The 11,306-nt window shown below is 64.3% G+C and carries 11 protein-coding genes and 1 pseudogene; 8 read left to right on the top strand and 4 right to left on the bottom strand.

The genetic code is table 11. From position 1 onward, the window contains the following. Genes MJO58_RS18300 through MJO58_RS18290 form a run of 3 tightly spaced genes read left to right on the top strand, consistent with a single transcriptional unit; the run spans position 1 to position 1,738 of the window. Positions 1–645, top strand: a complete 645-nt coding sequence (locus tag MJO58_RS18300; RefSeq protein WP_239720385.1) for an Rv1363c family protein — start codon at positions 1–3, stop codon at positions 643–645. Next, entirely contained in the window at positions 642–1,229 is a 588-nt protein-coding gene (locus tag MJO58_RS18295; RefSeq protein WP_239720382.1) for a hypothetical protein, read from the top strand. The genes MJO58_RS18300 and MJO58_RS18295 overlap by 4 nt, the downstream gene beginning before the upstream one ends. A 59-nt stretch (positions 1,230–1,288) precedes the next feature. Beyond that, positions 1,289–1,738 carry a CAP domain-containing protein gene (locus MJO58_RS18290; RefSeq protein WP_434086380.1) on the top strand — a complete coding sequence of 150 codons (450 nt, stop codon included), beginning with the start codon at positions 1,289–1,291 and terminating at the stop codon, positions 1,736–1,738. Between the two features lie 22 nt (positions 1,739–1,760). Here the strand turns inward: MJO58_RS18290 and MJO58_RS18285 are convergent, their stop codons facing one another. After that, positions 1,761–1,991 carry a rhodanese-like domain-containing protein gene (locus MJO58_RS18285; RefSeq protein ID WP_239720379.1) on the bottom strand — a complete coding sequence of 77 codons (231 nt, stop codon included), beginning with the start codon at positions 1,989–1,991 and terminating at the stop codon, positions 1,761–1,763. 69 nt (positions 1,992–2,060) lie between these two features. Then, on the bottom strand, positions 2,061–3,428 hold the full coding sequence (locus MJO58_RS18280; protein ID WP_239723335.1) for an MBL fold metallo-hydrolase: 1,368 nt from the start codon (positions 3,426–3,428) through the stop codon (positions 2,061–2,063). 162 nt (positions 3,429–3,590) lie between these two features. Between MJO58_RS18280 and MJO58_RS18275 the strand changes: the two are divergent. The 5 genes and pseudogenes from MJO58_RS18275 to MJO58_RS18255 form a co-directional block, all read left to right on the top strand. After that, positions 3,591–3,723, top strand: a pseudogene (locus MJO58_RS18275) (CAP domain-containing protein); the annotation flags it as partial. A gap of 200 nt (positions 3,724–3,923) precedes the next feature. Next, positions 3,924–5,087, top strand: coding sequence for an EspA/EspE family type VII secretion system effector (locus tag MJO58_RS18270; RefSeq protein ID WP_239720377.1), 1,164 nt, complete (start codon positions 3,924–3,926; stop codon positions 5,085–5,087). A gap of 27 nt (positions 5,088–5,114) precedes the next feature. Continuing rightward, positions 5,115–5,429 carry an ESX-1 secretion-associated protein gene (locus MJO58_RS18265; RefSeq protein WP_239720375.1) on the top strand — a complete coding sequence of 105 codons (315 nt, stop codon included), beginning with the start codon at positions 5,115–5,117 and terminating at the stop codon, positions 5,427–5,429. Between the two features lie 55 nt (positions 5,430–5,484). Further along, entirely contained in the window at positions 5,485–6,216 is a 732-nt protein-coding gene (locus MJO58_RS18260; RefSeq protein ID WP_090603845.1) for a hypothetical protein, read from the top strand. A 16-nt stretch (positions 6,217–6,232) separates the two neighbouring features. Continuing rightward, entirely contained in the window at positions 6,233–6,595 is a 363-nt protein-coding gene (locus tag MJO58_RS18255) for a YbaB/EbfC family nucleoid-associated protein (RefSeq protein WP_090603843.1), read from the top strand. 40 nt (positions 6,596–6,635) lie between these two features. On the opposite strand, the gene MJO58_RS18250 is transcribed toward MJO58_RS18255, so the two are convergent. Then, on the bottom strand, positions 6,636–6,854 hold the full coding sequence (locus MJO58_RS18250; protein WP_239720374.1) for a hypothetical protein: 219 nt from the start codon (positions 6,852–6,854) through the stop codon (positions 6,636–6,638). 101 nt (positions 6,855–6,955) lie between these two features. Further along, a complete protein-coding gene (locus tag MJO58_RS18245) occupies positions 6,956–11,152 on the bottom strand; it encodes a bifunctional nitrate reductase/sulfite reductase flavoprotein subunit alpha (protein ID WP_239723334.1) in 4,197 nt (1,398 codons plus the stop codon). Positions 11,153–11,306: the final 154 nt, after the last annotated feature.

The following is an 11,306-nucleotide window of genomic DNA, read 5'->3' as shown; positions in this document are numbered from 1 at the left end:
ATGGCCGATGAGCCAGATACCCCAGAGACCGAAGAAAAGGTCACTGAGCCAACGGGTGCCTACGCCGAGGACTACGACACGGTCGAAGACGACGCGCCCGCCGACGAGGCCGACAAGAGTGAAGGCCGGTTCGCCCGCTGCCGGCAGCGGCTCACCCGTCGCCGGCTTTCCCGCACCGGAGCGGCACTGGTCACGGGCACCGCAATCCTGGCATTGCTGACCGGGCTGACCGGCTGGCTGGGATACGCGGCTTACCAAAAGCACCAAGCCCAGGCCCAGCGTGAGCAATTCATTCAAGTCGCCCGCCAGGGCGCGGTGAACCTCACCACGATCAACTACACCGAGGTCGATGCGGACGTGCAGCGAATTCTCGATCAGGCCACCGGGGCCTTCCGCGAAGATTTCGAGCAGCGGGCCAAGCCATTCGTCGAGGTCGTCAAGGCGGCGCAGTCGAAATCGGAGGGCACGGTGACCGATGCGGGTCTGGAATCGCAGCGGGGAGATTCGGCTCAGGTATTGGTGGCGGTCGCGGTGAAGTCGCGGACTGCCGGCGGCGAAGAAGCACCGAGGGAATGGCGGATGCGCATCGAGGTCCGCTCAGTCGGCAACGACACCAAGGTCTCCAACGTGGTGTTCGTCCCATGACAACACTCACCGAAGACATCGACGCGGCGACCACCGACGACGAGATCGTCCAGGAAGCAACAGAATCAGCTGAGGCAGCGGCCCCACCTGGACCGCGGCGGATTCCCTGGACGCGGGTGTTTGCCTACGGAGTGCTACCAGCGCTCGCTTTGCTACTCGCACTGGGGGCCGGCTATTTTCGATGGTTGGTCGGGTCCATCGATGACCTCGCACTGGCCCGTACCGAATCCGTCCGGGCCGCAAGCGAAGGCGCAGCCGCTTTGCTGTCCTACCAGGCGGACTCGGCCGACAAGGATCTCGGCGCGGCACGCGAGCGGCTGACCGGCGAGTTCAAGGACGCCTACGGAGAACTGATCCGCCAGGTGGTGATCCCGGGCGCCAAGGAAAAGCACATCTCATCGGTGGCCAAAGTGAGTGCGGCATCCTCAGTGTCGGTAACGGACAACCATGCGGTGGCACTGCTGTTCGTCAACCAGACGGTGACCATCGGCGACGGCGCTCCCACCGATACCCAGCCCGTGATCAAGGTGACGTTGGACAAGGTCAACGGCCGATGGCTGGTCTCGCGCTTCGATCCGGTGTGATTCGAGGAGGTCACCTGACCGTGTGGAAACGCTTGCTGCCGGTAATCGCGCTGCTGTTGATGATCGGCGCGTGGGCGGCCCCGGCCGCGCATGCCGACAATAAGCGGCTCAACAGTGCTGTCGTCTCCGCCGTCTATACCCTGCAGCACCAGGCGGGTTGCACGAACGACGTCATCCGGAACAACGCGTTGACCCTGGCCGCCCAATGGCACGCCGATGACATGATCAATAACCGAAACATCAACGACGACATCGGATCCGATGGATCGACACCGCAAGACCGGGCCAACGCCGCCGGTTTCCGCGGCAAGGCCGCCGAGACGGTGGCAATCAATCCGGCCATTGCGATCAGCAGCCTCGAGCTGGTCAACCAGTGGTACTACAACCCCGCGGACATGGCCATCATTCGCGACTGCGCCAACAACAACATCGGTGTGTGGTCGGACAACAGCCTGGACCGCACCGTCGTCGTTGCGGTGTACGGGCAGCCGACACCGCCCGGCCGATAAGGTTTCAGTCGTAGACCGGGGCCTAGGTGGTTTCGGTCACCGTCTGCACGACATCGGCGTCGTCGTCCAAGCGCTGGGCTACGGCAGGGCCGTGTTCATCCACGACATCGAACGGGACGTTGTAAGACCCGGCGATGTGCGAGGTTTCGAACTCGGCGGGCGTCCGGACATCGATGACCCGTGGGGCCGTGGGCGATTCCAGCAACGTCCGAAGCTCTGGCGACGTGATGACATCGGCGCTCGATGCGTTCATTGTCAACTCCTGTATTAGGCGGCAATGAGTTATCACTACCCGGGCCCGTCGGGAACTACAGGTTTTACTTCAGAATGAGTTTTTGCCCGCCTCACCCGCTGGACGCGGTATCCCGATCTTTTCGGCGTTGCTGAAATCGTCGTCGATCAGCACGACGCGCAGATCGTGCCGGTCCAGCAGCGCGGCGGCGATCGACGCACGATAGCCGCTCGCGCAATGGATCCAGACCTCGCGGTCGGGCGGGATTTCGGTAATGCGTCCGGTCAGTTGGTGCAGTGCGACATTGAGCGCGCCGCGCACATGACCGCGCTCGAATTCCCCCCGCTGGCGCACGTCCAGCACCAGAACCCGGTCGAGCACGCCGGCAAGTTCGCCGAAGTCGGCGACGCGGTAGCTCCGCAGGTCCGCTGCACCGGCGAGCTCGCGGATGTCGCCGCTGGCGCTGCCGGTGAGGTGATCGACGCCGATGCGGGAAAGTTCACGCTGCGCCTCGGCGATCTGCTTGGCGTCGTCGCCGATCAGGGTCAGCGGCGCGCCCCAACTGTAGAGCCAGCCCAGATAGTTGACGAACGAGCCGGACAGCTCGAAGCCGTATGTGCCCGAGAGATGTCCAGCCGCGAACGCGGTGCGGTTGCGTAGGTCGACGACCCATTCACCGGCGTCGATTCGCCTGCGCAGCCCACCTGGTTCGACCGGCGTGAGCGGCGAAAGATCAGCTGCCGCAGGGCCGTTCCGATTGATCACACCCATGTGTGCGTAGTAAGCCGGGAAGTCGGCCAGACCATCGAGCAGGTTGTCCACATAGTCCTGCTCATCCTGCGTCAGCGCGGGATTCTTGCCACGTTGATCTCCGATGGTGGAATCGTTGCCGTCGGTGGGTGCGGCCGAGCAGAAGCTGCCGAATCCGTGAGTGGGGTAGACGGGCGTCGATGGGGGCAGCTCATCGGCGAGGCGTCGAACCGAATGGTATTGCAGCCGAGTCAATTCCTCGGTGTGCTCGTCGCCGAGCAGGTCCGTTCTTCCGGTGCTGCCGAAGAGCATCGACCCCCCGCTGAATACGCCGAGGGTGTCCCCGGATTCGTCGCGGAGCACGTAGCTGACGTGATGGTGTGTGTGCCCCGGAGTGAACAGGGTTTCCAGGTGAATTCCGCCGGTATCGATGCGGTCGCCGTCACTGGCTGCGCGGCAAGAGAATTCGACGTCTTCGCCGGCCGGAAGAACGTATTCGGCTCCGGTCGCCGCGGAAAGCGCGAGTCCGCCGGTCACGTAGTCGTTGTGGACGTGTGTCTCGAGGACATGCGTGATCCGCGCGTCGCCGACAAGCTCCAGCACGCGATCGATATCGCGCTGAGGGTCGATGACGACGGCGACCTCGCCGTCACTCACCAGATAGCTGCGATCGCCCAGCCCGGAGGTCTCGACAATCGATACGTCCACCATGCTTGTGCCCCATCTACCGTCGTTGCCTGACGGTACGGCGGGACCGCTTGACGTGCACGGTTGCGAACACCGTCGTGGGGATGTGCGATTGACAATCGCGGCGGTTTGCTATCCGTCGTTTCTGCCCCGGCACGGCGCCGGCCCCGCGCGTGCTACCCCTCGATCGTCGCGCGATGGCATGCCCAGGACATGATCAACAACCGAAACATCAACGCCGACATCGGATCCGACGGATCGACGCCGCAGGGCCAACGCCGGATTTCACGGCGAGGCCGCCGAGACGGTGGGAATCACGTCGAATAAAACAGGAGTGGAAAGGGGTCGAAGTTGAACACGAGCTGAGCGTGCCGCGGCGGCACGGTTACGTGCGGGCGTTCACCGGTCAAACCCGCTGGCGCATTGCCAAATTCGTGCATTGCGACGGGTCGCTACCCTGCTAGCCTACTAATCAGCCATCAATGCGCGCGAGCAGCGACACAGGAGTACGCGGCCATGCCTGAAATATCAGATTGGGCCAAGGGGCCTTTCGCGGCCGTTGGTTCTATTCCGGCTTTCACTCAAGGGGACTACGAAAAAGGCGTGCAGGGCCTAGTAAACTCGGGTGGATTCCTGGCGTATGCGGCCTACCGGTACAAGGGCAGTAAAGCAAACCAAGAGGCTTTTAAAGTAGAAACGAAGATCCTCTGGGCCGGCATCATTTACATCATGGCCCTTCAGCTGCTTTACATGAAGGCTACCGATAGCGGAAAGGAATACAACACCGCCAAGGGCGACTTTGATGCAGCGGGTGAATCACTCGCGGCCGCCGCTGCGCAGGCGTGGGGCGGATGGGTGGGCGACGCCGCCGACGCCTACAACAAGCAAAATAATCTGCAAGTTACCCGCACGGCGGATATGTCCGAATGCGATGCCGAAATTGCTGCGATTTTGGCCAAGGAGTCCCAACAGGTCAAAAGGTCGTACATGAACCTCGGCTGGGAACAGACGGCCCTTACTATCATGATCCCCATTTGTTCCCTAATTTTTGTATCCGACCCCGTGCGGTCACAATTGATCCAATTGGCCGCAGTTATCGCCACCGTGGCAAAAAGCCTCGATATCGTCTCGGACATGATCTATGCATCGAAAGACAACGCAGCCGACATAAAAGCGGTCATGGAGAGATACCGTGAATTGGGCGACGGCGCGGCGGCATCGCTCCAAGCGGTCCGCCCCGGCACCATTGCTCAGGATGCGATGGCCTTTGCTGCCCCGAGCACCGTGGGCCAGTTCGACACCCTCAACGGCGCCGCCTCCTTTACCGCTTCCTCGTCGGTATCCCCGCGTCCGGACGTACCGGGCTCCCGGGGCGGGAGCGTCGAAAACACCGGCGCGAGCGCTACTTCCGGATCGGCTCCCGAAAGCGAGTCGGAGATTGCGATCCCATCGCCGTACGCGATGCCCACCATGAGCCAGGTGGCGACCCGGCCATCCCGAGCCTCGACGCAGGACGCGCAGTCGGGCGACTCGACGGCCCACTCGCCAGCGTCCGCGGAAGCCGTCGTCGCGGAGAATGAGGCGGCCGCCGGCGCCGAGGGAGCCGAACGTGCACCCATCGATATCGCATCGGGTGCGACCGACCCGGCGCGCCCGCCCCAGTCAAATTTTAGCCAGTAGAAAAGTGAGCGCCGAGGAGGCAAATCCATGGCGGACTTGAGTGTTAATGCAGCTTATCTGACGGACTTGGCGAGGCAGCAGGACCGAGCCGCGGGGGAGATCGGATCCGGCACAAAGGCGGTCGAAGGGACCGCCGAAAAACTATGGTATGACCACGGTCCAATTTGTGGGTACGCCGCGCAGGCCATGACAGATTGCGAACGCGTCCGGCAAAACACTGGGAACACGATGAAAAAGGTGTCCGAGGCATTAGCCGAAGACTTGCGTAACGCGGCCGCTAGGTATGTCGCCACCGATGACGCGGCAGGCGGCGCTGTCGATCAACAAGTGGTTCGCGGCTGATCATGTCCCGCCCATCCACGAAAACCGCTAAAAGCCAAGAAGGAACGGCACCATAGTGGATGCCATACACCGTAGCGACGACGACAGCGATAATCTCAACGCCCTGGATTTCGGTGAAGAGTCCGGTTACGAAAGCGGCGCGGTTCTGGATTACGGGGACGAGACCGGCCGCGGTATGCACGACGCCCTTGATTTCGGTGAAGAGTCCGGTTACGAAAGCGGCGGGGTTCCGGGTACCGGCGATAAGTCCGGCCGCGACCCCGGCGAGCAGCCGACCATGGTCGCTCGGTACACCGACGAGCAGGCCGAGCTCCCGGACACCACAGCCGGGCTGCGCACCACCGACTCGTTGCACGGGGACGGTGGCGAAACCCGGGACACCGATGCCGAGGAGGACGAATTTCACTGGGAGCGGACCACGGTCACCAACCCTCCCCAGACCGTGTCGGTGACCGCCCTCATGGACGGCAAGATCCAAAAGGTCGAGCTGTCAGCGGCGGTGGCGAGCATGACCGAATCGGAGCTCGCCGAAGAGATCCTCATCGTCGCGGACGTGGCCAGTCAGCGGGCATCGTCCGTCTTGCACACCTTGCTGCTCGAGAGCATGAAGGCGCAAGGGCTAGGCGGCGACGGGCCTTTGGCTGACATCTTCGGCAGTCGCTCCCTGGACTTGAGGCCGCCGGAACAGGCCGTCAAGGCAGAGGCAGAAGCGTTCGCCACCCGCTACACCAGCCACGATGCTGACGCGCAGGCCACGCAATCATCGATCCATGCCGCAGGTTCCTAGACAGTAAGGACGGCAAATGAGCACCGAGATCCACTCGCTACTGGACGAGGTGTTGCACCAGACGCGGCACATCGGGTCCGCCCTGGACGAGCACCTGCACCAGCTCAACAACAGAACATTCAATGGCACGGACGAAGCCAAGACCGTCGTCGTGACCCTCGATGGACGCCAGCGGCTTGCCGGCCTGCGTATCGAGGACGGTCTCCTTCGGCTGGGCGCCGAAACGGTGGCGCGGCGCATCAACGAGGCGATAGTCAACGCGCAAGCCGACGCGACCGCAGCCAGCGAAGCCGACGGGGAGCAATTCGTTGAGCTGTTGAATCACGCCGCCGGTTCCCTCAAAGACATCTTGGGCGCCACCGAAGCGAAATCGGGCTAGCGGCAACGATTTCGGTGGGTGTGCACCCGACAGCCAGCGGCTAGCCCGCTTCGGCGTCGAGTGGATCGTAGTGCGCGTCGACGTCGGAGTCATGTGCGTGCGAGCGTAACGAGCACCAGCGCTTGCGGGTGAGGTGCTGCACGTAGACCTTGTCACGCTGTAGGGGGGAGAACGCAAAATCCAGGTTGATCGGCAATCCCGCCCACGCAACTTCGCCCGACGGCAATTCCTGGTCACCGAGGTGTTCGTCAGTCGCCATGCGGGCACCCCTCCATCCAGTACGCACCTGTTGTTGAGCACATGGTGCGACAGCGATGTTTCAGCCACGCTTGTCCGGCGTTTCCGCCGTATTACGAAGTCCTAGTAGACGTCGCGGTGGTAGCGCTTGTCGGCGCTGAGCGACTGGACGTAGTCTTTCGCGTCGTCCAAGTCGAGGTTGCCGTGCTCGGCCGCGATCTCGCACAGCGCGCGGTCGACGTCCTTGGCCATCGGGTCGGCACTCCCGCAGACATACAGCTGGGCGCCGTCCTGCAGCCAACTCCACAGCTGGGCGCCACGCTTGCGCATCAGGTGCTGGACGTACACCTTCTCTTGCTGGTCCCGAGAGAACGCCAGGTCCAGCTCGGTGAGGAGGCCGTCGGCGTGCATCTTCTCGATCTCGTCGCGGTAGTAGTAGTCGGTCTCGGCGTGCTGTTCGCCGAAAAACAGCCAGTTGGGCCCGGTGTGGCCGAGGGCACGGCGCTCCTGCAGGAAGCCGCGGAAGGGTGCGATACCGGTTCCGGGGCCGATCATGATCATCGGCGTCTCTGACTCAGTCGGCGGCCGGAAATTGCTCGACGGTTGCAGGTAGACAGCCACTCGATCGCCGGGGGAGCGGTCGGCAAGGTAGGTCGAACACACCCCGCGCCGGGGAACGCCCTGGAAGTTGTAGCGCACCGGAGAGACGGTCAGATGAGCTTCGCCCGGGCACTCCTTGGGGCTCGACGAGATCGAGTACAGCCGCGGTTGCAGGCGTTTGAGGACCCGCAGCCACTCATGGGCCGATGCGTAGACCGGCAGCTGCGCCAGCAGGTCGACGGACTGGCGTCCCCACGTCCAATTGTTCAGGGCGGCTTTGTTTTCCGGCCTCAGCAGTTCCGCGAGCTTCGGGTCGCCGGTGCGCTCCTGCACGAACCGCACCAGGTCCCGGCTGATGTGGGCGATCTCGATTCGCTCGGTGAGCGCGGAACGCAGCGACATCAGGCCGTGCTCGCCGACCTCGACCGGGGTCTGCCCGTTCAGTCCGGTGACCGACAGCCATTCGTCGACCAGCTGGTCGCTGTTGCGCGGCCACACCCCGAGCGCGTCGCCCGCTTCATAGCTGGCGGCCTCGTCGGAAACGTCGAAGACGATCTGCCGCACGTCTTTTGCCGAGTTCGGCCCGCTCAGGGTGATGTTGCTGATCATGTCGGTGACCAGCGGGCGCTTCTTGTTGTATGCAGGCGTCTGGGGGCGGGCTGTCGGACGGGGTGCAGACGTGCCGGGCGCCGGCGCCGGAGCGCCGACGCGGGTGGGGGTGCGCCGCAGCGCCTGGATCACCCCGCTCATCCACCCGGCGGCGGCCTGCTCGTAGTCGGGTTCGCAGTCGACGCGGCTGACGATCCGGGTCGCGCCCAGCTCCGCCAGCCGCTCGTCGAGCTTGCGACCGTAACCGCAGAAGTCGTCGTAATTGGAGTCGCCCAGGGCCAGCACGGCGTAGCGGGTGCCGGACAACCGCGGTGCGCCGTCGCCGGTCAGCGCGCGCCACAGCGCGGCGCCGTTGTCGGGTGCGTCGCCGTCGCCGGTGGTGCTGGTGATCACCAACAGTTCCCGCGTGGTGGCCAGGTCGGCCACCGTGAAGTCGTCCATGCTGTGCACCACGACCTGCAGCGACGCCACCTCGAGCTGGGCGACGCACTCGGCGGCGAGTTCTTCGGCGTTGCCCGTCTGCGACGCCCACAACACCACCACCGGAGCCTGCTCCGGTGCTGCTGCGGTTACCGGGGCCGCGGGTGGGTCGGCCGGTGTCTGGGCGGCGGGGGACGCCGGCGTGAAAGCCGGCATCGACGCCGGCGCCTCGGTACGCGCGAACATCCCCGCGAACAGGCCGTCCACCCACAACCGGGTGTTGGCGTCGAGTGGGGCGTTGAGCGGCAGGGTGGGCACCCCGGCCGTTCGGCGGCCGGCTTCCGAACGCAATCCGGCCAGCACCCCCGCCAGGTAGGTGCGGCCGAGCGGACCCAGCTGGGGAGCCGGTTCGTTTGCGACACCGAGGATTTCGGCGAGGGCGTCAACCTGTGACACGCTGATTTCCGCAACTTCCGCTGTAGCGGGCTCTACCGTGCCGGTGGCCACCGAAGGCTCGGGCTCGGTGTTTGCGTCCGGTGTGGCGGCGGCGATCTTGGTGACGGTGATCGCGCACGCCTTGAACTCGGGCTGGAAGGACAGCGGGTCCACGGCGTCATTGGTGACCGCGTTGATCGACAGGTATTCGCCGAACGCGTCGTTCCAGTGGAAGGGCGCAAAACAGTTGCCCGGCCGCACCCGGTCGGTGACCACCGCGGGAAGCACGGCTCGCCCACGGCGCGAAGCGATTTCGACGCGATCGTGATCGGCGATCTCGAGCCGTGCGGCGTCGTCGGGGTGGATTTCGACGAACGGTCCGGAGTTGAGTTTGTTGAGCTTGGCCACCTTGCCGGTTTTGGTCATGGTGTGCCATTGGTGCGGCAGACGACCGGTGTTGAGCAGGAACGGGTAGTCGTCATCCGGCATCTCGTCGGGCGACAGGTGCGGTCGGGCGAAGAACATCGCGCGACCATTCGGCGTGGCGAAGGCCAACCGGGGCACGGTGCCGTCCTCGCGGACCAGCTGCGTCTGGCTGACGCCGTCGTTGCGGTAGCGGATCGGGTTGCGGTCATCGGCGCCATCGGGCGGGCACGGCCACTGCAACGGATTCTGCCGCAGTCGGTCATAGCTCGCACCGCGCAGGTCGTAGCCCGTCTTGGGATTCCAGAACCGCTTGATCTCCTCGAACACGTCCTCGGCGCAGTCATAGCTGAAGGAATCCGAAAAGCCCATTTCGCAAGCGATTCGGGCGATGATCTGCCAGTCCGGCATCGCCTGCCCGGGTGCTTGCATGGCCGGCTGGAACAGGGTCAGGTTGCGCTCGGAGTTGACCATCACGCCCTCGGACTCGGTCCACAGGGCGGCGGGCAGCAACACGTCGGCGTAGCCGTTGGTCTCGGTCTCGAAGAAGGCGTCCTGGGCGATCACCAGCTCGGCGTTTTCCAGACCGGCCAGCACCGTCTTCCGATTGGCAACGCTGGCAACGGGATTGGTGCAGATGATCCAGCAGGCCTTGATCTCTCCATTGGCCATGCGGGAGAACATGTCGACGGTGCCGGTACCGACCTCGGTACGCAGCGTTCCGCGGGGGATGCCCCACTGTTCCTCGACGAATTCGCGGTCGGCCGCCGACGTCACCACGCGCTGGCCCGGCAGACCCGGCCCCATGTAACCCATTTCGCGCCCGCCCATCGCATTGGGCTGCCCGGTCAGCGAGAACGGGCCACTGCCCGGCTTGCAGATTGCCCCGGTCGCCAAGTGCAGGTTGCAGATCGCGTTGGTGCTCCAGGTGCCGTGGGTGCTCTGGTTGAGGCCCATCGTCCAGCAGGTGACGAAGTTCTCGGCTTCGCCGATCCAGCGGGCCGCGGTCCGGATGTCGTCGGCGGGTAGGTCAGTGGTCTTGCTGACCCGTTCCGGCGTGAAGTGCTCGAGGAAACTCGGCATCTCCTCCCAGCCCTCGGTGAACTCGGCGATGAAATCCGGGTCGGTGTGGCCGTTTTGGACGATCAGGTGCAGCAGACCGTTGAGCAGAGCGAGGTCTGTGCCAGACGAGATCTGCAGGAAGAGGTCGGCCTTTTCCGCGGTCGCGGTGCGACGCGGGTCGACGACGATCAGCTTCGCGCCGGCCTTGACCCGGTCCATCATCCGCAGGAACAGGATCGGATGGCAGTCGGCCATATTGGCGCCGATGACGAGGAAGACGTCGGCCTTCTCGAAATCCTGATAGGACCCCGGCGGTCCGTCCGCGCCCAGCGACAGCTTGTAGCCGGACCCCGCGCTGGCCATGCACAGTCGTGAGTTCGACTCGATCTGGTTGGTGCCGATGAACCCCTTGGTCAGCTTGTTCGCGAGGTACTGCGCCTCCAGCGACATCTGCCCGGACACGTACATGGCAAACGCGTCGGGGCCATGCTCGTCGATGACGGCCCGCAACTGCTTGGCGGACTGGGTGATCGCGTTGTCGATGTCGATCTGCGCCAGGGATTCGCCACGGTCGGCGCGCCAATAAGCCGAACCCATCCGGCCCGGTGCGGCCAGCATGTCCGCGGTGGTACTGCCTTTGGTGCACAGGCGGCCGAAGTTGGCCGGGTGGCTTTTGTCGCCAACAGATTTCGCAACGTGACGGCGGTCGCTCTTCGGATCGGTTGTGATCTGCAGCACCATGCCGCAGCCCACGCCGCAGTAGGCGCACATGCTGTTGACGGTGTCCTCACCGCGGTCTGCAGCCACGCCTACGTCCTCCTTCCGGGCGCGCAAGGGCCTATCGGCTAAATCGTGCGACAAGGATGTTTCGGCATCGGGCGTCCGATGTTTCCGCCGTTTTACGGCTTGATCTCACCGGCGCCGG

The sequence above is a fragment of the Mycobacterium lentiflavum genome (assembly GCF_022374895.2).
In the GTDB taxonomy this organism is placed as follows: domain Bacteria; phylum Actinomycetota; class Actinomycetes; order Mycobacteriales; family Mycobacteriaceae; genus Mycobacterium; species Mycobacterium lentiflavum.
This window is presented reverse-complemented; position numbering and strand designations above follow the sequence as displayed.

Coding starts and splice junctions, on each gene's coding strand:
- MJO58_RS18300 (WP_239720385.1), top strand. CDS start 1: ATGGCCGATGAGCCAGATACCCCAGAGACCGAAGAAAAGGTCACTGAG.
- MJO58_RS18265 (WP_239720375.1), top strand. CDS start 5,115: ATGGCGGACTTGAGTGTTAATGCAGCTTATCTGACGGACTTGGCGAGG.
- MJO58_RS18295 (WP_239720382.1), top strand. CDS start 642: ATGACAACACTCACCGAAGACATCGACGCGGCGACCACCGACGACGAG.
- MJO58_RS18290 (WP_434086380.1), top strand. CDS start 1,289: ATGATCGGCGCGTGGGCGGCCCCGGCCGCGCATGCCGACAATAAGCGG.
- MJO58_RS18285 (WP_239720379.1), bottom strand. CDS start 1,991: ATGAACGCATCGAGCGCCGATGTCATCACGTCGCCAGAGCTTCGGACG.
- MJO58_RS18250 (WP_239720374.1), bottom strand. CDS start 6,854: ATGGCGACTGACGAACACCTCGGTGACCAGGAATTGCCGTCGGGCGAA.
- MJO58_RS18255 (WP_090603843.1), top strand. CDS start 6,233: ATGAGCACCGAGATCCACTCGCTACTGGACGAGGTGTTGCACCAGACG.
- MJO58_RS18245 (WP_239723334.1), bottom strand. CDS start 11,152: ATGTGCGCCTACTGCGGCGTGGGCTGCGGCATGGTGCTGCAGATCACA.
- MJO58_RS18270 (WP_239720377.1), top strand. CDS start 3,924: ATGCCTGAAATATCAGATTGGGCCAAGGGGCCTTTCGCGGCCGTTGGT.